Raw genomic sequence first — 25,727 nt, forward strand, 5'->3', positions numbered from 1 at the left:
CCTGAACTCGCCCTCTCCGCAGGGGGAAAGAACGCCATATTGGGTAAGTATCAGGTTATGGGAGTGTTTCTGATCACAGGTGCCGGTTCCGGCATCGGCGCGGCCCTGGCCGCCCATTTCGCCGAGCGCGGCCACGAGTTGTGGCTGCTGGCCCGGGACGAGACGAGGGCCAGAGCGCTGCGGGCGCGGTTCCCCCGGAGCCGCACCCTGGTGGCGGACCTGGCCGAGCCGGGCGCGCTGCGCACCCGGCTGGAGACGCAGGCGCTGCCCCCGCGGCTGGACTCGCTGCTGCATGTGGCCGGTGTGGCCGAGTCGGGCCGGGTCGGTGAGGCCGGTGCGGAGGTCTGGGAGCGCACGCTCGCGGTCAATCTCGTCGCTCCGGCGGAGCTCACCCGGCTGCTGCTGCCCGCGCTGCGGGCGGCCCGCGGGCAGGTCGTCTTCATGAACTCGGGAGCGGGCATGCACGCGCCCCCGCGGCTGGGCGCCTACGCGGCGTCCAAGTTCGGTCTGAAGGCGCTGGCCGAGTCCCTGAGAGCGGAGGAGTACGAGCACGGCGTCCGGGTCACCACCGTCTACCCGGGCGAGACCGACACCCCGATGCAGGTCCGGCTGCACCGGGAGTTCGGGCTGCCCTACCAACCGGAAGCCCATATGAGCCCGGCCTCCGTGGCCGCCGCCGTCGTCACGGCGCTCGGTCTGCCGAAGGACGCGACGATGAGCGATCTGATGCTGCGTCCGGGCTGCTGAGCCGGTTCCCGCCCGCGCCGGGCCCGTCGTCGCCGGGCCCGGCCGTCCCGGTGTTCCAGATGCCCACCAGGTCGGCGTAGAACGGGACTTCGGCCAGCAGCGCGTCATGGGTGCCGACCCAGGCGCGTCGCCCGTCCAGGAGGAGCACCTTGTCCGCACGGCGGGCGAGGGCGAGCCGGTGGGCGAGGGTGACGACCGTACCGGGCCGCCGCCGGAACGCCTCCTCCACCCGCCGTTCCGCCTCGGCGTCCAGGTGCCGCGTCGCCTCGTCGAGCACGACGAGCGCGGCGGGGGAGAGATGGACCCGTGCCAGCGCGACGAGCTGCCGCTCGCCCGAGGACAGCCCGGCCGGGTCCACCTGGCCGTCGAGCCCGCCCAGCCGCCGTACGACCCGGCCCAGGCCGAGTTCCTCCACGGTGCGGGCGACGGCCTCGTCCGGGGCATCGGGGGCGAGTTGGCAGAGGTTCTCGCGCAACGTCCCCGCGAACACATAGGGGTTCTGCGGCAGCAGGGCCCGGGCCCGGCTCAGGTCGGCCCGCGCGATCCGGTCCAGCGGCACGCCCCCCAGGGTGACCCGCCCGCCGTCGGGCGGGAGGATCCCGGTGAGGAGGTCGGCCGTCGTGGACTTCCCCACGCCGGAGGGCCCGACCACGGCCAGGTGGTCGCCGTGCGCGAGGCGGAGATCGAGGCCGTCGACCACCGGATCGGCGTCCGGGCCGTAGGCGAAGGTGACGTCCGACAGCACGACCGATCCGTCGGCGGGCCGGAGCGCGGGATCGGGGTCCTCCGGGAGCCCGGGGTGGCGCGCGGCCCCGGCGAGCCGCTCCGCCGCCACCGACAGCCGCAGCCAGGAGGCGCCGACCCCCTGCACCAGCAGCCGGACGGCGGGTTCGAGCGTCGACAGGACATAGCTGAGCACCCCCACGACGTCGCCCGGCGTCATCCCGCGGTCCACCAGGCCCGGCGCGGCCAGCACCACCAGCAGCAGCGGGCTGTGCGCGCCCAGCGCCACGATCACCCGGCGCGCCGCCGCGACGGACGCCAGCTTCCGGGAGGCGCGCAACTGGGCCCGCACCGCGTCCAGCACCTCCCGCTCCGCCCGGTCGTGCGTGCCGGTCGCGACGATGTCGCGCAGCGCCCCGACCGTGACGACGGTCTCCCGCGCGAGCGTCTCCTCGGCCTGGAACGCCGCATGCTGGCGCCGGACGGTCGCCGGCGCCAGGACGGCGAACACGCCCAGCGCCAGCACCAGCGGCACGGCCACGAGCGGTACGGCGGCCGGGGCGATGAAAGCGGTGCCCACGACGACCGCCCCGACCGTCAGCACGAACTGCCAGACGAGCATGAGCTGTCCGGCGAGCGCGTCACGGACCGCCTCCACCTGCCGGGTGAGCTGCGCCACCGCGACGGCGTCGACACCGTCCCGCCGGGCGCCGCGCCCCACCGCACGGCGCAGGGTGCCGGTGACCACCTCGCCGAGGAGACGGTCCCGCAGCGGCTCGACGATCTCGGCCAGCCAGGGGTAGGTCTGCCGGCTCGCCCAGGCTCCGCCCAGGGTGCACAGGGCGAACACGGCCAGGCCCAGGGCTGCCGTCCGGGGGCGGTGCGCCAGGAAGCCCTCGTCGACGGCGAGGGCCAGGGCCTTGCCGGAGACGAGGGCGGGCGCGGCCGACACCAGCGTCCACCAGGCCAGCCGGAGCGCCGCGGCCCGGCTGTGGGCGAGGGTGCCGCGCACCAGGTGCAGCGCCGCGGCGCTGGTGGTGAGCGGCGCCGGGACCGTCGTACGAGAGCCCGGGTCCCCGTCGGGGCCCGGGTGAGGGTGAGGGCGCGGGCGGGGGGCGTCGGCGGTGCCGTCGGCCATGCGTGCCTGTCCTTTCGTCCGTGGTCCGGTCCGGTCGTCCGTGGTCCGGTCCGCTCCGCATCCGGGCGTACGGGCCGTCAGTCCCCGGAGCCCCCGGGCCCGTCGGATTCGCCCGTGCCGGTGAAGATGCGGCGGTAGGCCGGTGTCCGCCACAGCTCGTGGTGGGGGGCGACGGCCCGGACGCGTCCCTGGTCCAGCCAGGCCACCGCGTCCGCCCGGGCCGCCGTGGACGTCCGGTGGGTCACGATCAGCCGGGTGCGGTCCCCGTGGGAGGCCTCCACGGCGTGCAGCACCGCGGCCTCGGTGGCGGTGTCGAGGCTGGAGGTGGCGTCGTCGAGGACGAGCAGCCGGCAGTCGCGGGCCAGGGCGCGCGCGAGCCCCACCCGCTGCCGTTGTCCCCCGGACAGGGGCGCGTCGGCGAGAGGGGTGTCGTAACCGGCGGGCAGCCGGCGCACGAAGGGGTCCGCCTGCGCCGCGCGAGCGGCCCGGCGGGCGTCGGCGGCGCGGACCGGCTCCGCGGCGGCCGTCAGGGCGTCGAGGACGGTGACCCCGGTCAGCGCCGGGTCGCCGAAGGCGTAGGAGACGGCGCTCCGCAGGTCCGCGGGACGGATCTCGTCCAGCGGTACGCCGTCCAGCAGCACCAGGCCCCCGTCCGGGACCAGCAGCCCGCCGGCGACCGCGGCCAGCGTGGAGCGGCCCGACCCCGAACTCCCCACCAGGGCCGTGCAGCTGCCCGCCGGGAGGACCAGCTCCAGCCGGTCCAGGACGGCCCGCCCGGACCGCCGTACGGTGACCTCACGGATCTCCACCCGTCCGGGACCCGGCGGCAGGGCGCGCAGCCCCACCGGCCCCCGGGGGGTGTCGAGCACCTCGGACACCCGGGCCTGTCCCGCCCGGGCGCGGGCGAGGTCCAGCAGGCTCTGCGCCGTGCCGAAGCCGCCGAGACCCAGCGCGGTGTAGCCGAGCGCGGCGATCAACTCGCCCGTGCTGAGCGCCCCGGTGGAGAGTTCGTGTCCGGCGACGGCGAGCACGGTGATCTGGGTGGCGGGAGCGAGCAGACCGGTGGACCAGGCGACCCGGCGCTGGCTGTCCCACAACGCGCGTCCGTGCCGGGAGAGTTCGCCCACCGGCCGCAGCACGCGCTCGATCTCCTGCTCGACGGTTCCGGCGGCGGCGATGGTGCGGCTGCCCGCGAGGGCGTCCAGCAGCCGGGCGGCCACGGCGGCCTGTGCGCTCTGGTAGCCGGTGCCGCGCCGTACGGTGCGCCGCAGTTGCCGGCGCAGCAGCAGCCAGCCGGCCGGGGCGGTCACCAGGAAGGCCGCGGCCAGTTCGGGGGCGAGCAGGCCGAGGGCCACCACGGCGCCGGTCGCCATGGCGAGTTGGGCGACCGCGTAGACGATCGCCTGGCCGGCCAGGCCGGCCTCCGCGGTGCCGGCGGTGAGCCGGGCCACCAGGTCGCCGGTCGCCGTCTGCCGTGCGGGGTGGGGGCCGCCGGCCATGATGTGGCGCACCAGGGCGGCGCGCAGCCGGGCCGTCGTCTCGGCGGTGGCGCGCGGTCCCGCGTACTGCGCGACGGCCTCCGCCACCGTGAGCAGTCCGACGACCGCGGCCAGCGGGACGACCCCGGCGCCGCCGCCACCGGACAGGGCCCGGTCGACGGCCCGCGACACGGCGGCGGGCAGCAGCAGCGCGGCGAGCGAGCCGGCCGCCACGGACAGCGCGAGCGCGGTGGGCCACCACAGACGGAGTACGGTGGTGGTGAGGCCGTGCCGCATACGGGGCTCCTGCGGGAGAGGGACGGACGGTCCGAACGGGTGGCACATGAGCGCCGGCCCGGGCTCTAGGTCAGCCCGGGCCGGCTCTGTTCATCCGGCCTTCCGGTCACCCGGCCGTCCGGTGGTGGGGCGCACCGGCCCCGGGGGTGCCGACTACAGGCACAGCAGGGTGCTGACGGTGCTGTTGGTGCAGTTCACCGCGGAGAGGGAGCTGATCACCGACATGTACTCGGTGGTCTCTTCGGGGGTCTCCAGGGCCTGCAGGCTGAGGATGGACATGGTGCACTCCTGTCACTTCGGTTGGTGCTTCTGCTTCCCGGCGGTCGCCGGAAACTCTGGGCCGCGAAGGGTGTTCGCGGAGGGTGGTGCGCGCAGGGGACACCGCGGGCGGTGTCAGGCCGTCCGCTGCCAGAAGGGCAGCGCCGGGGTGTCGGCCAGGGCCGATCCGAGGGCGAGCAGGACGCCGGCGGAGCCGGTGGCCAGGTCCATCGACAGCCGCAGGAGCTGCTCGCCGGGGAAGGCCACGTGTCCCTGATAGGGGATCAGATGCCAGACCAGCCGCCGGATGTGACGCCGGATCACCCGGTCGTGCGCTCCGCTGTCGTCCTGGAGCAGGCACAGCAGCCAGACCAGCCCCGCCCGCCCGTTGAACAGCCCGGGCTGGACGATGAACTCGGGCTCGGCCGCGCCGCGGATGCGGTCCAGGCTCTGCCGCAGTGCCGGATCCGGGCGGTGGCGCAGATAGGTGTGGAGGACGGCGGCGATACCGGCGCTGCCCGACTCCAGGTACGGCAGCACCCTGCTGCCTTCGTCGACCTGGAGGGTGCCGTCCTCGACGAGGATGCAGCGGTCCAGGTCCCGGCCTAGCGCCACCTCCGCGAGGTCGAGCAGCTCGCGGTCGCCGGTGCTGTCGTACAGGCGCAGGAACAACAGCGCGGCTCCGGTGCTGCCGTGCATCAGCCCGCTGCGGGCGGCGGTCGGTGGGCCGCCCTCGCCGGAGGGGGCCCGCAGGCGGTCGGCGAGGCGTCCGGCGGTGTCGACCGCGGCGGCGTGCAGGGAGGCGTCGCCGGTGGTGCCGGCGAAGTGCAGCAGGGTGAGCCCGATGCCGGGCAGTCCGCCGGCGAGATCGCTGCCCTGGCCGTCCGGCGGGTCCTTCAGCAGCCGGTCGAGGAGGTTGTGCGCCTGCCGGGCGTGGCCGAGGCGGTCGAGGGCCAGGGCGACTCCGTGCGAGCCGGTGTAGAGACCGGGGCGGCAGGGTTCGCGGGCGACGGCGTCCAGGAGCCACTGGACGTGGTCGGGGGCGACGGGTGCGCCGGTGCAGTGCAGGGCCCACAGCACGCCCGAGGCGCCGTACGCGAGTCCGAGTCCGTCGTGGGTGAACTGGTTCGGGTCGCCCGGGAAGAGCCGGTCGGTGCGTTCCGGGGTGGCGCTGGCGTTGATCGCCGCGGCCATCGAGTCGCGCAGGGCGGGCCAGGAGGCGCGGTCGCCGCCGAAGAGGGCGGTGAGCGTGTCGCGCCCCGGTGGGCCGGAGGGAGACGGCGAGGTGGGCGGGGACGAGGTGGGGGCGGGCAGTCCGAAGCGGTCCGCCGCGGCGCCGGCCAGCTGCGCCCGTTTCCCCGGGTCCAGCGACGTCAGCTGCATCAGCGGCATGAAGATCCACAGGCGCAGGGCGTCGAGGGCGTGCAGGTCGATCGCGAACCCGTGCAGGTCGGCGGGGGCCGCGAAGCCGGCGGCGCCGAGTCCGGGTCTGACGAACGCGTCGACGGGGGAGGCGAGTTCGAAGTCGATGAAGCAGACCCGCCCGTCGGGGCGGACGATCAGGTTGCGCGGATGGAGGTCCCCGAAGACGACCCCGCGGTCGTGGATGGCGCGCAGCCCTTCCTCGATGCCCTCCAGGACCTCGAGCGCCTCCGCTCTGTAGCGGTCGACGTCCGTCTGGTCGGGATCGGGATGGACCAGGGGGTAGCGTCGCGCGAACCACCGGTTCAGCGGCTCGCCCTCCACGTACTCCTGGACCAGGAAGTGGTGTTCCCAGGCGGTGAAGTAGTCGAGGGCGGCGGGTACGGCGGACACCCCGTCCAGCCGGTGGAGGATGTCCCGCTCCTTGCCGAGCCGGAGCACGGCGTCCTCCCCGCGCTGGTCGAGCCCGGCGTGCGGGCGGGCCTCCTTGAGGACCACCTCCTCGCCCCCGCCGGTGGGCCGGGCGATGTAGATGCCCCCGCCGTTGGAGAAGTGCAGGGCCCGTTCCACGGAGTAGCGGAACTCGGCCGTGCTCGCTCTCGCCCGGTCGGCCAGTGCCTGTGCCAGGACACCGGGCACGGGAGCCCAGTCGGGCACCTCGAACACCGCGCGCCGCACGTCGGGCCGCAGCCGGCCCGAGGGTTCCCGCAGCGCCAGGACCAGCTCGCCGGTCTCCGAGCGGCAGAACTGCTCGGTGAACCCGCCGTAGCGCAGATACAACGGCCCTTCGCGCCAGCGCAGATCACTCAGGATGTACGGCCCCTGCTGCCCCGCGAGGGCCGCGTCGAGGTCGTGCAGACATCGCTCCAGTGCCGGTTCGTCGACCGGGTACAGCGTCATGAACTTCCCGCTCGACCCCCGTGAGGCGTACTTCGCGTTCTGGGTCTGCACCAGCGCCGGGCTGCGCAGGAACTTGAACGCCACGCGGTTCTCGAAGCAGTAGGCGGCGACCACCGACAGGATGTGCTCCGCGTTGTCCATGCACGCGGACACATGGATCTTCCAGCCCTGGTCGGGGAGTTCGACGTCCGTGAGCTGCCGCCCCACCCAGACGTCCCGTGCGTTGCCGGCCCAGCCGGCCGGTAACGGCTGGGCGACGGCGTCGAACTCCTCCACCGTCGCCCAGCGGACAGGCGAGTCGTAGAACACCGGATCGGCATACGAAAACGCCTCGTAGCGCATGTCCATAAGGCCCCCCATCGCAGTGATTCGACATTCCCGGACGGATGCAGTGGCAACGCCGGACCGTTTCACCCCCCGAGGGGAGTGGTACTGTGACCGGTTTGCGTCCACGAAGTGAAGGTAACGTAAGGCCGGCTTGCGCAGGCAGGGCGCATACAGCGCTCTCGCCGAGCGCGCGAAGCCCGCCCCTCCCCGGAAAAGCACGACCAATTGCACCCGCATATCAGTTCGACCTTGTGGACCGTGAATAAATCCAGATATCCGGGTTTCCAGAAATGTGGCCGGCCGGGCGAAGGCGGGTGCGCGCCCCGGGGTTCGTCGGTCCGGAATGAGTGATTTGGGCAGCATTTCGGGCGGCAGGTGCTGAAGTATCGATTCGGCGAACGGATGCGCAATGTGGAGGATGTGTGCGCTTTGTGTGATTGAATCATGCACAACTCGGCCAGGTGGCTTGATCTGATCGACCGGATCCCCCGTGTCCTGCATCCCCTGTCAGGACTGCCGTGCGCCCGGGTCAGGGCCACCGGCCGAGCCGAAACGCACGTGAAGGGAACCCTCGATGACCGCGACCGTCTCCAACTTCTACTACGGCGCGGTGACTCCGGTTTCCGCGTATCTGATGGCCTGTCTGGGCGCGGCGCTGGGGCTGCGGTGCACGACGAGGTCGCTGCGCCGGCCGCACCGCCGGGCCGCCTGGCTGGCGCTGGGCGCCGTCGCCATCGGCTGCGGCATCTGGACCATGCACTTCATCGCCATGATCGGCTTCAGCGTCCAGGGCGCCCTGGTCGGCTACGACACGACGAAGACGCTCCTCAGCCTGGTCGTCGCGATCGTCGTCGTCGCCCTCGGTGTGTTCCTCGTCGGCTACCGGGGCGGCTCCCCGGCGAACCTGGCGACGGCGGGCACGGTCACCGGCCTCGGCGTCGCGGCCATGCACTACCTCGGCATGGGCGCCATCCACACCAACGGCACCCTGCACTACGACACCGTGACGGTGGGGCTGTCCGTGGCGATCGCCGTCGCCGCCGCCACCGCGGCCCTCTGGGCGGCGGTCTCCATCCACAAGCTCTGGTCCAGCCTGGGCGCGGCCCTGGTCATGGGCGTGGCCGTGACGGGCATGCACTACACCGGCATGGCCGCGGTCTCCGTCCACCTCACCGGCACGTCCGCCGTCGCCCAGTCCTCCACCAGCCTGCTGTCGTTCCTCCTCGTCATGCTCGCCGGCCCCCTCGCGGTCCTGCTGATCGCCGCGGTCATCGTCATGTTCGACCCCGACATGATGCTCGGCGACGACGACTGGAACCAGGCGGCGCCCGCGGCACAGCACCCGGCCGGCGACTACTCCGCCCAGCCCTCGCAGCAGTACGGCTCCTGGTAGGCGTACGCTTCCGGCCCGCGCGGCCGGTCGGTCCGGCCCCCGGCTCTCCGGAAGGCCGACCCACTGCACGAGTCCCACCCGCCCGTGGGCGAACTCGCGCATCCGGCCCAGGACCGCATCGGCCGTGGGGCGGTGCGGCCGGGACGGAAGGCGCGCGGCCGCCGGGCGGGGCGGTCCGAAAGTGGACGGGGGCGCGACCTTCGTCGACGCTCGCGCCGACAGGGAGGTGCCGGCGCTCCCCACTGCGTAGATTTGCCGACCATGAGGGGACAGGACGGCACGGCACGGACACCGGACGCGCTGGGCACGGCGCCGGGACTCGTACGGCGCAGATGGCTGTTGCCGTCCGCGCTGGTCGCCGAACTCGACACGGATCCCGGGACGTCGGGGCGGCGGCCCCGGCGCACCGCGCGGGACTGGGCCGTCGACTTCACCTGCTTCCTGCTGGCCGTAGTCGTCGGCCTGATCGCCTCCGAGAGCCTCGGCGCCGACGACCTTCCGCGCGCCCTCGTCGTCACCGACCAGCTCCTCGGCGTGCTGTCCTGCGCCGCGCTCTGGCTGCGCCGCCGCCGCCCGCTCGGCCTCGCGGTGGCGATGATCCCGGTCGGGTTCCTCTCCGACACCGCGGGCGGCGCCTGCATGGTCGCCCTGTTCACCCTCGCCGTGCACCGCCCCTTCCGGTACGTGGCGTTCGTCGGCGGTGCCGACCTCGCGCTGGTCCCGTTGTTCGTCTGGCTGCGCCCCGAGCCGGACCTGGCGTACCCGGCGGCGGTGGTGTTCACCGTGATCGTCACCGTCGCGGTCATCGGCTGGGGCATGTTCGTCCGGTCCAAGCGGCAGCTCGTGCTGAGCCTGCGCGACCGGGCCCGGCGCGCCGAGACGGAGGCGCGGCTGCGGGCCGAGCAGGCGCAGCGGCTGGCGCGTGAGGCCATCGCGCGCGAGATGCACGACGTGCTCGCGCACCGGCTGACCCTGTTGAGCGTGCACGCCGGCGCGCTGGAGTTCCGCCCGGACGCGCCTCGCGAGGAGATCGCGCGGGCCGCCGGTGTCATCCGGGAGAGCGCCCACGAGGCCCTTCAGGACCTGCGCGAGATCATCGGTGTCCTGCGGGCCGGGGAATCCGACGACGGCGGACGCCCCCAGCCCACGCTGGCCGCCCTGGACGCCCTCGTCGCCGAGTCCCGCGAGGCCGGTCTGAAGGTCACCCTCGACCAGCGTGTCACCGACCCCGCCGCCGTGCCCGCCTCCGTCGGCCGCACCGCCTACCGCATCGCCCAGGAGGGCCTCACCAACGCCCGCAAGCACGCCCCGGGTGCGGAGACCGAGGTCGCCGTCGGGGGCGGTCCGGGCGAGGGCCTCACGGTGCTCGTGCGCAACGCCGCCCCCGACGGCGACATCCCGGCCGTCCCCGGTTCCGGCCAGGGCCTGATCGGGCTGACCGAACGGGCGACCCTGGCCGGCGGACGGCTGGCGCACGGGCCCCGGGACGACGGCGGGTTCGAGGTGCGCGGCTGGCTGCCGTGGCCGGGGACGGCCCCCTCGTGATCCGTGGTTGTGTGGGGCCATGACTGCGATCCGACTCCTCCTCGTCGACGACGATCCCCTCGTGCGCGCCGGTCTGTCCCTCATGCTGGGCGGTGCAGAAGACATCGAGATCGTCGGTGAGGCCGCCGACGGCGGGGAGGCCGAGACGCTCGTCGACCGCGTCCGCCCCGACGTCGTCCTGATGGACATCCGGATGCCCGCCGTGGACGGCCTGACCGCCACGGAACGGCTGCGCCGCCGCCCGGACGCCCCGCAGGTCGTGGTCCTCACCACCTTCCACGCCGACGAGCAGGTGCTGCGCGCCCTGCGCGCGGGTGCCGCCGGTTTCGTCCTCAAGGACACCCCGCCCGCCGAGATCCTGGACGCCGTGCGCCGGGTCGCGGGCGGCGACCCCGTGCTGTCGCCGGCCGTCACCCGGCAGCTGATCGACCACGCGGCCGGATCCGCCGCCGACACCCGGCGCACCCGCGCGCGTGAGCGGCTCACCGTCCTCGCCGAGCGCGAGCGGGAGGTCGCCGTCGCGGTCGGCCGGGGCCTGTCCAACGCCGAGATCGCCGCCGTGCTCTTCATGAGCGTCGCCACCGTCAAGGCCCACGTGTCCCGCATCCTGGCCCGGCTCGGCCTCAACAACCGCGTGCAGATCGCCCTGCTGGCGTACGACGCGGGCCTCCTGGACGGCGAGGACGGGCACTAGTGCCCTTCTGACGCAGCCTGCCGGTGCGCTGGTGACGCGGTGAGGGGAAGGGGGAGGGTGGGCTCACGCGCCCGGGATCTCCGCCAGGGACACCGGCCGGCGCTCCCGGCGCGAGACGTCACAGGCCTCCGCGATCCGGAAGGCCTGCAGCGCCTCCCGCCCGTCGCAGGGGTTGGCGCGCCCGCCCCGCAGCACCTCCACGAAGGCGATGAGCTCCGCCTCGTACGCGGGCCCGAAGCGCTCCAGGAAGCCGCCCCAGGGCTTGTCCGCGGCCGGCGGACCGGTGGGTTCGGTGGAGGCGATCGGCGTACGGTCGTCCAGACCGACCACGATCTGGTCGAGCTCCCCGGCCAGCTCCATGCGGACGTCGTAGCCGGCGCCGTTCAGCCGGGTCGCGGTGGCGGTGGCGAGGGTGCCGTCATCGAGGGTGAGGACCGCCGCGGCCGTGTCGACGTCCCCCGCCGCCCGGAACATCGCGGGACCGGCGTCGGACCCGGTGGCGTACACCTCGCGCACCTCGTGCCCGGTCACCCAGCGCAGACAGTCGAAGTCGTGGATCAGGGCGTCCCGGTAGATCCCGCCGGACAGCGGCAGCCACTCGGCGGGCGGCGGCGACTGGTCGGAGGTCAGCGCCCGCACGGTGTGCAACCGCCCGAGCCGACCGGACCGCACGGCCTCCCGGGCCCCCGCGTAGCCCGCGTCGAAGCGCCGCTGGAACCCCATCTGGAGCACCGTTCCCGCGGCCTCGACCTCTCCGATCGCCTGTAAGGTCCCCGCCAGGTCCAGCGCGATGGGCTTCTCGCAGAACACCGGGAGCCCGGAGCGTGCTGCCCGACCGATCAGTTCGGCGTGCGCCGCGGTGGCCGTGGTGATCACGACCGCGTCCACACCCCAGCGGAAGATCTCGTCCACCCCGGGGGCGGCCGTCTCGCCCAGCCGCAGCGCGAGCTCCTGGGCCCGCGCGGGGTCCGCGTCCGTCAGGATCAGGGATCCGACCTCGCGGTGACGGCTGAGTGTGTTCGCATGAATCGTGCCGATGCGGCCCGTCCCGATGACCCCGATGCGCATGAAAACAAAGTGACCTCGCAGGCCGCACGATGTCAATCCGTATGTCCGGACAACCGAACTACACAACTTCCCGTCAACAGCGCCCGCGGCTACGCTCGGCGGGTGCCGAAACCAGAAGTGGACCCGACCGTGCAGCTCGAACTCCGCGTGGACCGAAGCTCCCCGGTGCCCTTGTACTTCCAGCTGTCCCAGCAGCTGGAGGCCGCGATCGAGCACGGATCGCTCACCCCCGGCAGCCTCCTGGGCAACGAGATCGAGCTCGCCGCGCGGCTCGGCCTCTCCCGCCCGACCGTGCGCCAGGCGATCCAGTCGCTCGTCGACAAGGGGCTGCTGGTGCGCCGCCGGGGCGTCGGCACCCAGGTCGTGCACAGCCAGGTCAAGCGCCCCCTGGAGCTCAGCAGCCTCTACGACGACCTGGAGGCGGCCGGCCAGCGCCCCGCCACGTCCGTCCTGGTCAACACCGTCGTCCCCGCCTCCGCCGAGGTCGCCGCCGCGCTCGCGGTCGCCGAGGGCAGCGAGGTGCACCGGGTGGAACGGCTGCGGCTCGCGCACGGGGAGCCGATGGCGTACCTCTGCAACCACATCCCGGGCGGACTGCTCGACCTGGACACCGGCCAGCTGGAGGCCACCGGGCTGTACCGCCTGATGCGGGCCGCCGGGATCACCCTGCACAGCGCCCGCCAGTCCATCGGCGCCCGGGCCGCCACCCCCGCCGAGGCCGAACGCCTCGCCGAGGAGCCCGGCGCCCCCCTGCTCACCATGCAGCGCACCACCTTCGACGACACCGGCCGCGCGGTCGAATTCGGCGACCACATCTACCGCCCGAGCCGCTATTCCTTCGAGTTCCAGCTGCTCGTACGGTCCTGAGGTCTGTCCGGGCCTTGCTGCGGCGGACCTCAGGGGCGCGAGGAACTGCGCGACCAGCCCCGATGCACCCGCACTCGGCACACGGCGTGCATTCCCCTTTGCTCCCCCGCACAGCACCCACCCGGAGGGTGAGGCAGAATCGGGCATTGATGAGCACCTACGGCAACTTCAGCGCCCCCATCGGCTCCAGGCGTGCCCCCGCACTGCGGACAGTGGGCACCAGAGAGCGCCGCTCACACCTGACGGCGCCCCGCGTGCCGACGGTGGGCATCGACATCGGCGGCACCAAGGTGATGGCGGGCGTCGTGGACGCCGACGGCAACATCCTGGAGAAGGTCCGCACCGAGACCCCGGACAAGTCGAAGAGCCCCAAGGTCGTCGAGGACACCATCGTCGAACTGGTCCTGGACCTCTCCGACCGGCACGACGTGCACGCCGTCGGCATCGGCGCGGCCGGCTGGGTCGACGCCGACCGCAACCGCGTCCTGTTCGCCCCCCATCTGTCCTGGCGCAACGAGCCGCTGCGCGACCGCCTCTCCGGCCGCCTCTCGGTCCCCGTCCTCGTCGACAACGACGCCAACACCGCCGCCTGGGCGGAGTGGCGCTTCGGCGCGGGCCGCGGCGAGGACCACCTGGTCATGATCACGCTGGGCACCGGCATCGGCGGCGCGATCCTGGAGGACGGCCAGGTCAAGCGGGGCAAGTACGGCGTCGCGGGTGAGTTCGGGCATATGCAGGTGGTGCCCGGCGGCCACCGCTGCCCGTGCGGCAACCGCGGCTGCTGGGAGCAGTACAGCTCCGGGAACGCCCTGGTCAGGGAGGCCAAGGAGCTCGCCGCCGCCGACTCCCCGGTGGCGTACGGGATCATCGAGCACGTCAAGGGCCAGATCGGCGACATCAGCGGCCCGATGATCACGGAGCTGGCCCGCGAGGGCGACGCGATGTGCATCGAGCTGCTCCAGGACATCGGCCAGTGGCTCGGCGTCGGCATCGCCAACCTGGCCGCCGCGCTCGACCCCTCCTGCTTCGTGATCGGCGGCGGTGTGTCGGCCGCCGACGAGCTGCTCATCGCCCCCGCGCGCGACGCCTTCAAGCGCCAGCTCACCGGGCGCGGCTACCGCCCGGAGGCCCGGATCGTCCGCGCCCAGCTCGGCCCCGAGGCCGGCATGGTCGGCGCCGCGGACCTCGCGCGCCTGGTCGCCCGCCGCTTCCGGCGCGCCAAGCGGCGCCGCGTCGAGCGCTACGAGCGCTTCGAACGGTTCACGGACGCCGCCCGCCGCACCCGGGACACGGCATGATCCAGGCACCACCCCGCACGACCCCCGCGTCCGGCCCCGGCCGTGGGGCCCGCACCACCCGCGACATCCGCACCACGGGTTACCTCCGCACCATCCGCACCATCTGTGACATCCGTGCCGCCCGCACCGCCCGCACCACCAGGGACATCGCATGACCGCCTCGCTGCCCCGCCAGGCGGCGCCCCCCGACGAGCCGCCCCGGCCGCCGGAGGACCGCCGCCATGTGATCCGGCGCAGGGCGCTCACCCTGCTGATCATCGTGCTGCTCATCGGCGTCCCGGCCGGGTACCTGGTGATCTCCGCCAACCAGAGCCGGGACAGCGGCAAGGACAAGGAGGCGAAGTACTCGGCGACCGGCCTGACCGCCGGCTGGCCCTCCAAGGTCCAGCGCCGCCTCTACCAGGTGCCGGTCCCGCACCCGTCCAACCAGGTCGCCTACTACGAGACGAACAACTGGAAGACCAGCCGGCTCTACGTGCAGTTCCAGACCACGCACGCCGGCCTCGACCAGTTCCTGCGCCAGATCGGCGCCGCCCGGACCGACCTCAGGCGCGGCGACATCACCATCAGCGCCCGGGACCAGGGCATCACGGGCTGGCGGTTCAAGGGACCGGGCGCCCGCACGGGCCAGTTCTACGGCATGGTCGTCGAGAAGAAGAACCCCACGCCCACCCTGGACGTCGTCGTGAACTACGGCAACCCCGTCTACCCCTTCGTGTACGTCGTCTCGCGCACGGTTCCCTAGGACAGGTCGCCGGGACCGGTTGTCAGACCCCGCCCGTAGAGTCGAAGACGAGTGATCCGGGATGCGGGCGGGAGGTGGACAAGTGCGTACGGGCGACAGCTCTCCGGCGGAACGGGCGGGCGTCCCGGTGCGCCTCGCCGCGGTCTTCCTGCCCGCCCCGCTCCCGCGCGAGGGCCGCATGGTGTTCTGGGACCCCACCGCGGCCTGGGACCCGCCGCCCGCCCCGGTGGACCTGACCGAGCTGACCGTCGTCCGCCCGCACGGCGCCACCGTCCGCCGTAAACAGGTCCCCGCCCTGACCCTGCCCCTGGACCGGGCGCTGCCGCTGCTGGTGCACGCCCGCCGCGACCCCGCCGCCCACCCCGCCACCGCCTGCTGGGGCGCGGCCGCGCTGCACGCGCTGCGGCTCACCGCCCGGGGCCGGCTGCTCCCCGGCCTGACCCCCTCCGGCCAGGACGCCTGGCGGGCCGGCCCTCTGGATCCGGAGGACATCGCGCATCTGCGCGCGATCGCCGCAGCCCTGCCCCACGAGGGGCACGCCGTCCCCCTGCCCGGCCCCGGACCGCTCCGGCTGCCGCAGCCGGAGGCCCTGGTGCGCGCCTTCCTGGACGCCGTCGCCGACACCCTGCCCCGCACCCCGGCCGCGCCGCACGCCGCCGGGAAACCCTTCGCCGACCGCCGCCCCCAGCGGCTGCCCGGAGCGCACGACTGGGCGGCGGAGGTCGCCGCCGGCATGGACGCGGGCGTGCGCGTCTCGCTCCGCCTCGACCTGTCCGCGTACGACATGTTCGACGCCTCCGACGCGTCGTCCGACGACGGCGGGCGCGGACGCGCCGCCGGTGCCGCGATCGTCCAGGTGCACAGCCTCGCCGACCCCACCCTGGTGACCGACGCGGCGGCCCTGTGGGCGGGCGAGGCGGACACGGCCTTCGGACCCCGCGCGCGCGTGGACGCCGCCCTCGCCGTGCGGCGCGCGGCGCGCGTGTGGCCGCCGCTGGCCCGGCTCGCCGAACAGCCCACGCCCGACGTACTGGCCCTTTCCGAGGACGAGTTGGGCGATCTGCTCGGCGTGGCGGCGACCCGGCTCGCGGCGGCCGGGGTCGCCGTGCACTGGCCGCGGGACCTGGCGCAGGACCTCAGCGCCACGGCGGTGGTCCGGCCCGCGCCGGGCTCGGCGACCGACGGCACCGGCTTCTTCGACAGCGAGGAACTGCTCCGGTTCCGCTGGCAGCTGGCGCTCGGCGGCGACCCGCTCAGCGAGGCCGAGATGGACGCGCTGGCCGAGGCCCACCGGCCAGTGGTGCGGCTGCGTGACCAGTGGGTGCTGGTCGACCCGGCGCTGGTCCGCAAGGCCCGCAGGCGCGAACTGGGCCTGCTGGACCCGGTGGACGCCCTGTCCGCCGCCCTCACCGGCACCGCCGAGGTCGACGGCGAGAGCGTGGAGGCGGTGCCGGTGGGCGCCCTCGCGGCCCTGCGCGACCGCCTCACGGCCGGGGTGCACCCGGCGGCCCCGCCCCCCGGTTTGCACGCCACCCTCCGCGACTACCAGCTCCGCGGCCTGGCCTGGCTGGACCTCATGACCTCCCTCGGCCTCGGCGGCTGCCTCGCCGACGACATGGGCCTCGGCAAGACGATCACCTTGATCGCCCTGCACCTCAAGCGGGAGCGCATCGAACCCACCCTCGTGGTCTGCCCCGCCTCCCTCCTGGGCAACTGGCAGCGCGAGATCACCCGCTTCGCCCCCGGCGTCCCCGTCCGCCGCTTCCACGGACCCGACCGTTCCCTGGCCGACCTGACCGGCGGTTTCGTCCTCACCACGTACGGCACCATGCGCTCCACCGCCGCGACACTGGCCGCCCAGCCGTGGGGCATGGTCGTCGCGGACGAGGCGCAGCACGTGAAGAACCCCTACTCGGCGACGGCGAAGGCACTGCGCACGATCCCGTCCCCCGCGCGCGTCGCCCTCACCGGCACCCCCGTCGAGAACAACCTCTCCGAACTGTGGGCCCTGCTGGACTGGACGACCCCCGGCCTCCTCGGCCCCCTGAAGTCCTTCCGTGCCCGGCACGCGCGCGCGGTGGAGAACGGCGAGGACGCGCAGGCGGTGGAGCGCCTGGCCCGTCTGGTCCGTCCCTTCCTCCTGCGCCGCAAGAAGTCCGATCCCGGGATCGTCCCCGAACTGCCGCCCAAGACCGAGACCGACCGTCCGGTGCCGCTCACCCGTGAACAGGCCTCCCTGTACGAGGCGGTGGTGCGTGAGTCGTTGCTCGCCATCGAGACGGCACAGGGGATCGCTCGCCGGGGCTTGGTGCTGAAGCTGCTGGGCGCGCTGAAGCAGATCTGCGACCACCCCGCGCTGTATCTGAAGGAGGAGACCGTCTCCGTCGGAGAGCGGCTGGCCGCCCGCTCCGGCAAGCTCGCCCTCCTCGACGAACTGCTGGACACCGTCCTCGCCGAGGACGGCTCGGTGCTGGTCTTCACCCAGTACGTCGGCATGGCCCGGCTGATCACCGCCCACCTCGCCGACCGGGCGATCCCGGTGGAGCTGCTGCACGGCGGCACACCGGTCCCGGAACGCGAGCACATGGTCGACCGCTTCCAGGCCGGCGCCACCCCCGTCCTCGTCCTCTCCCTCAAGGCCGCCGGCACCGGCCTGAACCTCACCCGCGCGGGCCATGTCGTCCACTTCGACCGCTGGTGGAACCCCGCGGTGGAGGAACAGGCCACCGACCGCGCGTACCGCATCGGCCAGACCCAGCCCGTCCAGGTGCACCGCCTCATCACGGAGGGCACGGTCGAGGACCGCATCGCCGAGATGCTCGCCTCCAAGCGGGCCCTGGCCGACGCCGTCCTGGGCTCCGGCGAGGCCGCCCTCACCGAGCTGACGCACAGTGAGCTGACCGACCTGGTGCGACTGCGGAGGGAGGCGTGATGAGCGGGCGGGAGGAGCGCGGGGAGCCGGTGACGGACCCGGCGGCCGAGCGGCCGGCCGACGCCGCACGGCGCGCCCTGCGGGCGGCACGGGAGGAGCCGGTGCAGACGCCGGGGGCGGGCGACACGGCGGCGGCCGAGCGGCCGGCCGATGCCGCACGGCGCGCCCTGCGGGCGGCACGGGAGCGGGGGAGCCGGGGCGAGGCACCGGCACCGGTCGGACCCGGTGCGGGGGAGACCCCGCCCGTCCGCGACGACCTGGTTCCCCCGACACGACAGAAGACACCACCCGAAGCCACCCCCACCGAAGCCGCACCACACCCGACGGCCGCCCCGGACGACGGTCTCGTCCCGGACGGCGGTCCCTTCCCGGGCGGTGGCCCCGCCCAGGCCACGGACTCAGCCGTGGGTGGCCCCGTCCCGGCCGTTGACTCAGCCGTGGGCGTGCCTGCCCCGGCAACCGACTCCACCGTGCGCGGGCCCGCCTCGGCAACCGACTCCACCGTGGGCGGGCCCGCCTCGGCTGCCGACTCCGCGCTGCGCGGCTCCGCCACGGGGGACCTTGTCGACCCGGGCGCCCCCGACGTGAACTCCCCCAGGCCGACCGCCCGTCCCGGGGACATCGCGCGGGAGGCGTTGCGGGCCGCCCGGGCCCAGGCGCGGCGGAACGCGGCCGAACCGGGGGAGCCGGACGCCGGGCGGCCCCGGCCGTCCGCCAGGACCAGGGGCGCCGAACGTCCCGCCGTCCCCGGCACCGCCGACCCGTTCCTGCGCCGCCCGAGCCGCCCGAGGGACCCCGCCGGCGGTGACCGCAAGGCCCGCGAACGCGCCCGGCTGGTACGGGAGTCCCTCGCCGACGCGTTCCGGATGCCCTCCGACGACCTGCCCCCGTCCACCGCACCTGACTCGGCCGCCACCACCCCCGACGCCGCCCCACGCCCCACCCCCGCACCGGACCGAGCCGCGACAACTCCCGACATCGCCCCACGCCCCACCCCCGCACCGGACCGAGCCGCGACAACTCCCGACATCGCCCCACGCCCCACCCCCGCACCGGACCGAGCCGCCACCACCCCCGACACCACCCCACGCCTCACCCCACGCCCCACCCCGACACTCGGTGACGCACCCCGCCCCGGCCCCGCCCACGAGCCGTACCCGACTCCTCTCACTCCAGCCGCATTCCCCGGCCCACCCCAGGCTGCCTCCGCTCCCACCCCCGTCTCCCCCCGCTCCATGGCCGCCCCCTCCCGTGACGGGGAGCACCGGCGTACCTTTCCCGCCTTTCCGGCCCTCCCGGGGCCCGGAGAGGGGGAGGAAGCCCGGTTCGCCGAGACCTGGTGGGGGCATGCCTGGGTGGCCGCGCTGGAGGAAGGGGCGCTGGACGTCAAGCGGCTGGCCCGGGGCCGGGGTTACGCCCAGCGGGGGCACGTGGACGCCATCACCGTCACCCCCGGACTCGTCCTCGCGTACGTGCAGGGCAGCCGGCCCCGCCCGTACCGCGTACAGGTGCGGCTGCGGACGCTCGGGGACGAGGACTGGGAGCGGTTCCTGGCCGCCGCGGTGGACCGCCCCGCGCACATCGCCGCACTGCTCGACAAGGAGATGCCGGAGTCCCTCGCCGACTGCGGGGTGCCGCTGCTCCCCGGCCCCGGCGACCTCGAACCGCACTGCAGCTGCCCCGACCGCGCCCACCCCTGCAAACACGCCGCCGCCCTCTGCTACCAGACCGCGCGGCTGCTGGACGCCGACCCGTTCGTGCTGCTCCTGCTGCGCGGCCGGGGCGAGCGCGAACTGCTGGACGCGCTGTCCCGTCGTAACGCCGCCCGCGCGGCCCGGGCCGCCCAGGAGCGGGAACCGGCCACCCTGCCGGGCGTCCGCGCCACGGAGGTGTTCGCCCCCGGCCCCGCGCGTCGACTGCCGCCGCTGCCCGCCCCCTTGCCCGTCCCGCCGCACCCGGAGCAGCCCCCCGCCTACCCCTCCGCACCGAACGGCCCCGACTCCTTCGCCCTGGACCAGCTCGCCACCGACGCCGCCGCGCGCGCCCACGCCCTGCTCGCCACCGGCCACGACGAGATCGGCGAACTGACCCTGTGGCAGGACGCCGTACGGCTGGCCGCCGCCCGTCCCGGCTCCGGACTCACCCTCGCCACCCGCGCCCTGTACGCCTCGCTCGCCTCCGCCGCCGGCCGCACCCCGTCCGAACTGGCCCGCGCGGTCGCCGCCTGGCGGCAGGGCGGACCGGACGGCCTCACCGTCCTGGAGGAGCCCTGGGACCCGCCGGCGGGCCGTTTCGACCGGGCCCGCCCGCTCCTCCTCGCCGCCGACCTCCCCGCCTTCCGCCCCTGGCGCAACCACCTCACCCACCCCGGCGGCCATGTCCAGCTCCGCTTCGGCCGCGACGGCCTGTGGTACCCGTACGAGTCCGAGCCCGGCCACGACGACTGGTGGCCCCGCGGCACCCCCGACCCCGACCCGGTGGGCGCCCTGACCGGCCTCGGCGGCACCGAGGAGCCGTAGCGGACCGCACCGTCTGTACGATGCACGCGCACCGGTGCCGCGGGCCGTGCCCGCCGGAGGGCCTTCCCGACGCCGCCACACAGGGCGGACGCTTCCACAAAGTGGGACGGGCCGCACGGGGTTCCGACCCAGGTGCGTGAGAAGCCGTGAGATGTGGGAGCGTGAGCCGGGTGAGTGAGAGTACGTCCAGCACCCTTCAATACCGCTTTGACGGGCCGGAAGACGCCCCGGTCCTGATCCTGGGGCCCTCCCTGGGCACCACCTGGCACATGTGGGACCGTCAGGTCCCCGAACTGGCCCAGCAGTGGCGGATCTTCCGGTACGACCTGCCCGGTCACGGCGGCGCCCCGGCCTACCCGGCCGGCTCCGTGTCCGATCTCGCCGAGCGGCTGCTCGCCACCCTCGACGGGCTCGGGGTGCAGCGCTTCGGCTACGCGGGCTGCGCCTTCGGCGGCGCGGTCGGCGTGGAACTGGCACTGCGTCACCCGGAGCGGGTCGCCTCGCTCGGGCTGATCGCCGCCTCGCCGAGGTTCGGCACCGCGGACGAGTTCCGCCAGCGCGGGGTGATCGTCCGTACGAACGGGCTCGACCCCATCGCCCGCACCTCGCCCGACCGCTGGTTCACGGCCGGCTTCGCGGCGGCGCAGCCCGCGATCACCGAGTGGGCCGTGCAGATGGTGCGCACCACCGATCCCGGCTGCTACATCGCGGCCTGCGAGGCGCTCGCCGCGTTCGACGTCCGCGCCGAACTCGGCCGGATCGGCGTCCCCACGCTCGTGCTCGTCGGCTCCGACGACCAGGTGACCGGCCCCGCCGAGGCGCGCACCCTGGTCGCCGGCATCCCCGACGCCCGTCTGGCCGTCGTACCCGGCGCCTCCCATCTGGTCCCGGTGGAGCAGCCCGCCGCCGTCACCGACCTCCTGGTGCGGCACTTCTCCACGGCCTGGCAGCCCGCCTACGAGACCACGACCGGGCAGACGGCCGTGCCGGGCATCCCCGTCCGCGCGGTGACGAACCAGACCCTGACCCAGCTCCAGACCTCGGTCCCGCCGCCGCAGCCGGTGGCCATCGCCGAGATCGCGCCCGCCCCCGTCGAGGAGCCGGTGCAGGTCATGGGCCGCCCGGATCCGTACGACGCCGGGCTGAAGGTGCGCCGCGAGGTCCTCGGGGACGCGCACGTGGACCGGGCGCTGTCCCAGGCCGACGACTTCTCCGGGGACTTCCAGGAGTTCATCACCCGCTACGCCTGGGGCGAGATCTGGGACCGCCCCGGCCTCGACCGGCGGTCGCGCTCCTGTGTCACGCTCACCGCCCTGGTCGCCGGGGGTCACCTCGACGAACTCGCGTTCCACACCCGGGCCGCCCTGCGCAACGGCCTCACCCCCGACGAGATCAAGGAGGTGCTGCTGATGGCGGCGGTCTACTGCGGGGTACCGGCGGCCAACAGCGCCTTCCGGGTGGCCCAGCAGATCATCCGGGAGGAGACCACCCCGGTCGACTGAGCCGCGCCGCCCGCGCCGGGGCAGGATGGACCCCATGACGAGCATGACGACCATGAAGCTGACGAAGAAGGCGCACTCCTGCGTCCGTCTGGAGAAGGACGGGCGCACGCTCGTCCTCGACCCGGGCGGGTTCAGCGAGGCGGACGCGGCCGTCGGCGCCGAGGCGATCCTGGTCACGCACGAGCACCCGGACCACTTCAGTGAGGAGCGGCTGCGGGCGGCCCTGGACGCGAATCCCGCCGCCGAGATCTGGACCCTGCGCTCGGTCGCGGAGAAGATCTCGGCGGCCTTCCCCGGCCGTGTCCACACCGTCGGCCACGGCGACACCTTCACCGCGGCCGGCTTCGACGTCCAGGTCCACGGCGAACTGCACGCCGTCATCCACCCGGACATCCCCCGCATCACCAACGTCGGCTACCTGATCGACGACGGCCGCCTCTTCCACCCCGGCGACGCCCTCACCGTCCCCGACCGGGCCGTCGAGACGCTGATGCTCCCGGTCATGGCCCCCTGGAGCAAGATCTCCGAGGTCATCGACTACGTCCGCGAGGTGGGGCCGCAGCGCGCCTACGACATCCACGACGCCCTGCTCACCGACCTCGCCCGCCCGATCTACGACAACCAGATCGGCGCCCTCGGCGGCGCGCCGCACCTCAGGCTGGCGTCCGGGGAGAGCGCGGCACTGTGAGTGTCGGTGGCGCCCGGTAGGTTGGAGGACATGCGCATCGCGACCTGGAACGTCAACTCGATCACCGCCCGCCTGCCCAGGCTGCTGGCCTGGCTGGAGAGCAGCGGCACGGACGTGCTGTGCCTGCAGGAGGCCAAGCTGGCCGAGGAGCAGTTCCCCTTCGACCAGCTGCGCGAACTGGGCTACGAGGCGACGGTCAACGCCACCGGCCGGTGGAACGGCGTGGCGGTGATCTCCCGGGTCGGCATCGAGGACGTGGTGAAGGGCCTGCCCGGCGACCCCGGTTACGACGGCTCCGTGGAGCCCCGGGCGATCTCCGCGACCTGCGGCCCGGTCCGCGTCTGGTCGGTGTACGTGCCGAACGGCCGCGAGGTGGACCACCCGCACTACGCCTACAAGCTCCAGTGGTTCGAGGCCCTGAAGGCGGCCGTCGCGGGCGACGCGGCGGGCGGCCGCCCGTTCGCCGTCCTCGGCGACTACAACGTGGCGCCGACGGACGACGACGTCTTCGACGTGGCGGCCTTCGAGGGCCTCACCCATGTCACCCCGGCCGAGCGCGCCGCCCTGACCTCCCTGCGCGAGGCCGGCCTGTCCGACGTCGTCCCACGGCCCCTGAAGTACGACCACCCGTTCACGTACTGGGACTACCGTCAGCTGGCGTTCCCCAAGAACCGCGGCATGCGCATCGACCTGGTCTACGGCAACGAACCGTTCGCGAAGGCCGTCAAGGACTCCTACGTCGACCGCGAGGAGCGCAAGGGCAAGGGCGCCTCCGACCACGCGCCGGTCGTCGTCGACCTCGACGTCTAGCCCTCACCCACGTCCGGCGCTCACAGCAGCCGCAGGTCCACCGCCCCGGCGAGCGCCGCGTACCCCGCGTCCCCGGGATGCAGATGGTCCCCGCTGTCGTACGTGGCGAGCATCCGCTCCGGGGCGGCGGGGTCGCGCAGGGCGCGGTCGAAGTCGAGGACGGCGTGGAAGGCGCCGGTGGTCCGGATCCAGGCGTTCAGCGCGGCCCGCTCGGCCTCCACGGCGGCCGTGCAGCCCGCGGAGCCCCCGCAGGGCGGCAGCGTCGCGCCGAGCACCCGCAGGCCGTGCGCCCGCGCCCGCCCGGCGATCTCCCGCAGCCCGGCGGCCACCGCGGCGGCCGCCGTCCCGTCCCGCAGGTCGTTGATGCCCTCGAACACGACCAGCGTGCGGACCGAGGTCTGCGCGAGGACGTCCCGGTCCAGCCGGTGCGGGGCGCTGACCCCGCCGCCGACCGGGGCGATCCCGTCGCCCGGGTAGCGGTCGGCCGCCACCCGGTTCGACGCGATCCCCGCGTTGAGCACGCCGTAGGACGGCACCGCGTGCTGTCGGCGCAGCCGGGCCGCGAGGGCGTCCGGCCAGCGCCGGTTCGCCCCCACCGTGGACCGGTCGCCGTCGGTGATCGAGTCCCCGAGCAGCACCACCGCACCGGGCCCGCCGCCCACGTCCACCCCGGTCAGCAGGGGCCAGGTCCCGATCGTGGCGGGGTACGCCGTCCCGTCCGCGTCCGCCGTGTGGTCGCCCGGTCCGCTCAGGTACGACCGCTGCACCGCGAGGCCGTGCCAGGGCACCGCGGTCACCGTGCCGGGCAGATGGAGACTCACCAGCAGATCCGTGTCCGCGGGCACGGTGAACGGCAGCGGATCGCCGACCGCCTGCGCCCCCGCGGGCACCTCGACGCCCGGCGGGCCCCCGAAGGACAGCGGCACCGGGGCCGACCGCGGTGCCGCGCCCGCCGAACGCACCGCCACCGTCGCCGCCCCGATCCGCACCGGCGCCGAGGCGAACGCGTTGTCGAAGCGGAGCCGTACCCGGGGCCCGCCCACCGAGGTGTGCACCACCAGCCGCAGAGTGCGGTCGGTCCACGGGCCGACCGCCGCCGACGCGGAGGGCGAGGCCGCCCAGGTGCCGGTCCAGTCCGTCGGCGCGGGGCGCACGGCCAGCGCGAACACATGCAGCCGGGGCGCGAAGGGCAGCCGTACCGAGACGACCTCGCGCCCCCGGGCCAACGGGACCGTCACCACGTACAGCCGGGGCCGCTCGGTGACGGGCCCGCCGGGGGTGCCGAGGTGCGCCAGGGCGAAGGCCTTGGTGGCGAGCGGGCCGGTGCGCCAGTCGGGGGCGGTCAGCAGGAAGGGGGAGCGTGTGCCGTCGGCGTAGGTGACGCTGCCCGGGCCGCCCGCCGCCCGGCCGCCGGTGCTCGTGACCAGGAAGGCGAGGGCGTCGCCGTGCCCGTCGGCCCGTACGGTCTGCGCGGCGGCGCGGACGTTGTCGGGGGAGCCCGGCGGGTGCGGGGGCCAGGCCAGCCGGGCGCCCCGTACGGTCGGCGCGCGTCCCGGGAGCCAGCCCGCGGCGGCCAGGGCGGAGGCCGGCAGATGGTTGCCCGCGCCGTCGAGGTCCACGGTGGAGGCGTTGTCGTACCACGCCTGGAGCGGGGGCGGCAGCGGCGGGGCGACGGCCCGCGCGGGCGCGAGGAACAGCCCGGACCAGACGAGGGCCAGGGCGACCCCCCACGCACGTCGGCGCATGAACCGATCCCTCCCGCACACCCGTCGGCCGGCAGCGCCTCGCGACGCTGGGCAGCGGGCGGGGCCCGGTCAACGCGCCATGCGGGCCCGGGCGGAGGATTCGACCGTACGTACGTGCCAGCGCGCCTGTGGTGCGCACGTCGGTGCGAATGACACGCTGGAGGCATGGACATCCCTTTCCTGGGCAACAGGCGCAAGAAGCACGGTGAAGCGGTCCTGGCCGCCGACCCCGAGGGGGTGGCGGAGCTCCTCTCCGAGTGCGAGCTGCTGCGCTCCCAGGCGGCCCGGGCGGGGATCAGACTCGACGACACGGTCGCCTCGTTGGAGGCGCTCGACCAGATGGTGCCGCGCTGGCGCGACGACGAGGAGACCCTGCCCTGGCTCGGTAACGACGCCGGGCTCTACCTGGGTACGGTCATCGTGCGGACCGTGCCCGGCGCCGGGTGGCAGTTCCGGGTGGACGGGCAGCCCGTCGTACGGCTCGCCTCGGGGCGGGAGTTCGACGTCGTGGACTCCGGGCGTGCGTGGGCGGCCAGTGGAGTGCCCGAACTGTCCCAGCTGTACGGCGAGGTGGCCGAGGCCTGAGCCCTCGCACGTCAGCGGTATAAGGCCGACGTAAATACGGCTTATG

At 74.5% G+C, this 25,727-nt stretch carries 20 protein-coding genes; 14 read left to right on the top strand and 6 right to left on the bottom strand.

From position 1 onward, the window contains the following. Positions 1–57: 57 nt before the first annotated feature. Positions 58–747 (top strand): SDR family oxidoreductase, encoded by a 690-nt coding sequence (locus ACYQ8Q_RS35850; protein WP_460070815.1) that lies wholly within the window; start codon positions 58–60, stop codon positions 745–747. Here ACYQ8Q_RS35850 and ACYQ8Q_RS35855 read toward each other — a convergent pair. The 4 genes from ACYQ8Q_RS35855 to lanKC form a co-directional block, all read right to left on the bottom strand. Beyond that, entirely contained in the window at positions 683–2,608 is a 1,926-nt protein-coding gene (locus ACYQ8Q_RS35855) for an ABC transporter ATP-binding protein (protein WP_460070817.1), read from the bottom strand. The genes ACYQ8Q_RS35850 and ACYQ8Q_RS35855 overlap by 65 nt on opposite strands. Positions 2,609–2,685: 77 nt before the next feature. Continuing rightward, the gene (locus ACYQ8Q_RS35860; protein WP_460070818.1) at positions 2,686–4,383 is read right to left on the bottom strand and encodes an ABC transporter ATP-binding protein; all 1,698 of its coding nucleotides are present in this window, start codon (positions 4,381–4,383) and stop codon (positions 2,686–2,688) included. Positions 4,384–4,536: 153 nt separating this feature from the next. Then, positions 4,537–4,662 (bottom strand): SapB/AmfS family lanthipeptide, encoded by a 126-nt coding sequence (locus ACYQ8Q_RS35865; protein WP_125528864.1) that lies wholly within the window; start codon positions 4,660–4,662, stop codon positions 4,537–4,539. 114 nt (positions 4,663–4,776) lie between these two features. Next, complete coding sequence (lanKC, locus tag ACYQ8Q_RS35870) at positions 4,777–7,323, bottom strand: class III lanthionine synthetase LanKC (RefSeq protein ID WP_460070820.1); 2,547 nt, start codon at positions 7,321–7,323, stop codon at positions 4,777–4,779. Positions 7,324–7,864: 541 nt separating this feature from the next. On the opposite strand from lanKC, the gene ACYQ8Q_RS35875 reads away from it, so the two are divergent. From ACYQ8Q_RS35875 to ACYQ8Q_RS35885, 3 genes are all read left to right on the top strand, one after another. Next, complete coding sequence (locus ACYQ8Q_RS35875; protein WP_460070822.1) at positions 7,865–8,683, top strand: MHYT domain-containing protein; 819 nt, start codon at positions 7,865–7,867, stop codon at positions 8,681–8,683. 261 nt (positions 8,684–8,944) lie between these two features. Continuing rightward, a complete protein-coding gene (locus tag ACYQ8Q_RS35880) occupies positions 8,945–10,228 on the top strand; it encodes a sensor histidine kinase (protein ID WP_460070823.1) in 1,284 nt (427 codons plus the stop codon). Positions 10,229–10,247: 19 nt separating this feature from the next. Beyond that, on the top strand, positions 10,248–10,922 hold the full coding sequence (locus ACYQ8Q_RS35885; RefSeq protein WP_460070824.1) for a response regulator: 675 nt from the start codon (positions 10,248–10,250) through the stop codon (positions 10,920–10,922). 63 nt (positions 10,923–10,985) lie between these two features. On the opposite strand, the gene ACYQ8Q_RS35890 is transcribed toward ACYQ8Q_RS35885, so the two are convergent. After that, positions 10,986–11,990: a Gfo/Idh/MocA family protein gene (locus tag ACYQ8Q_RS35890; RefSeq protein WP_460070825.1), complete on the bottom strand. Its 1,005-nt coding sequence runs from the start codon at positions 11,988–11,990 to the stop codon at positions 10,986–10,988. A gap of 129 nt (positions 11,991–12,119) precedes the next feature. Between ACYQ8Q_RS35890 and ACYQ8Q_RS35895 the strand changes: the two genes are divergently transcribed. From ACYQ8Q_RS35895 to ACYQ8Q_RS35935, 9 genes are all read left to right on the top strand, one after another. Beyond that, positions 12,120–12,857 (top strand): GntR family transcriptional regulator, encoded by a 738-nt coding sequence (locus tag ACYQ8Q_RS35895; protein ID WP_460073620.1) that lies wholly within the window; start codon positions 12,120–12,122, stop codon positions 12,855–12,857. A 149-nt stretch (positions 12,858–13,006) separates the two neighbouring features. Further along, complete coding sequence (locus tag ACYQ8Q_RS35900; RefSeq protein WP_460070826.1) at positions 13,007–14,155, top strand: ROK family glucokinase; 1,149 nt, start codon at positions 13,007–13,009, stop codon at positions 14,153–14,155. Beyond that, on the top strand, positions 14,152–14,310 hold the full coding sequence (locus ACYQ8Q_RS35905; RefSeq protein ID WP_460070827.1) for a hypothetical protein: 159 nt from the start codon (positions 14,152–14,154) through the stop codon (positions 14,308–14,310). Before ACYQ8Q_RS35900 ends, ACYQ8Q_RS35905 begins: the two co-directional genes overlap by 4 nt. Continuing rightward, a complete protein-coding gene (locus ACYQ8Q_RS35910) occupies positions 14,307–14,900 on the top strand; it encodes a sugar kinase (RefSeq protein WP_460070828.1) in 594 nt (197 codons plus the stop codon). The genes ACYQ8Q_RS35905 and ACYQ8Q_RS35910 overlap by 4 nt, the downstream gene beginning before the upstream one ends. Before the next feature lie 61 nt (positions 14,901–14,961). Next, positions 14,962–17,832 (top strand): DEAD/DEAH box helicase, encoded by a 2,871-nt coding sequence (locus ACYQ8Q_RS35915; protein ID WP_460070829.1) that lies wholly within the window; start codon positions 14,962–14,964, stop codon positions 17,830–17,832. Then, positions 17,832–20,351: an SWIM zinc finger family protein gene (locus tag ACYQ8Q_RS35920; RefSeq protein WP_460070830.1), complete on the top strand. Its 2,520-nt coding sequence runs from the start codon at positions 17,832–17,834 to the stop codon at positions 20,349–20,351. Before ACYQ8Q_RS35915 ends, ACYQ8Q_RS35920 begins: the two co-directional genes overlap by 1 nt. 170 nt (positions 20,352–20,521) lie before the next feature. Continuing rightward, complete coding sequence (gene pcaDC / locus ACYQ8Q_RS35925) at positions 20,522–21,853, top strand: bifunctional 3-oxoadipate enol-lactonase/4-carboxymuconolactone decarboxylase PcaDC (RefSeq protein ID WP_460070831.1); 1,332 nt, start codon at positions 20,522–20,524, stop codon at positions 21,851–21,853. A 52-nt stretch (positions 21,854–21,905) separates the two neighbouring features. Beyond that, a complete protein-coding gene (locus ACYQ8Q_RS35930; RefSeq protein ID WP_460073622.1) occupies positions 21,906–22,541 on the top strand; it encodes an MBL fold metallo-hydrolase in 636 nt (211 codons plus the stop codon). A gap of 30 nt (positions 22,542–22,571) precedes the next feature. After that, entirely contained in the window at positions 22,572–23,351 is a 780-nt protein-coding gene (locus ACYQ8Q_RS35935) for an exodeoxyribonuclease III (RefSeq protein WP_055634558.1), read from the top strand. A gap of 20 nt (positions 23,352–23,371) precedes the next feature. On the opposite strand, the gene ACYQ8Q_RS35940 is transcribed toward ACYQ8Q_RS35935, so the two are convergent. Further along, the gene (locus ACYQ8Q_RS35940) at positions 23,372–25,096 is read right to left on the bottom strand and encodes a GDSL-type esterase/lipase family protein (RefSeq protein WP_460070832.1); all 1,725 of its coding nucleotides are present in this window, start codon (positions 25,094–25,096) and stop codon (positions 23,372–23,374) included. Positions 25,097–25,261: 165 nt separating this feature from the next. On the opposite strand from ACYQ8Q_RS35940, the gene ACYQ8Q_RS35945 reads away from it, so the two are divergent. After that, a complete protein-coding gene (locus tag ACYQ8Q_RS35945) occupies positions 25,262–25,681 on the top strand; it encodes a DUF6278 family protein (RefSeq protein WP_460070833.1) in 420 nt (139 codons plus the stop codon). Positions 25,682–25,727: the final 46 nt, after the last annotated feature.

The sequence above is a fragment of the Streptomyces sp. YKOK-I1 genome (assembly GCF_054660435.1).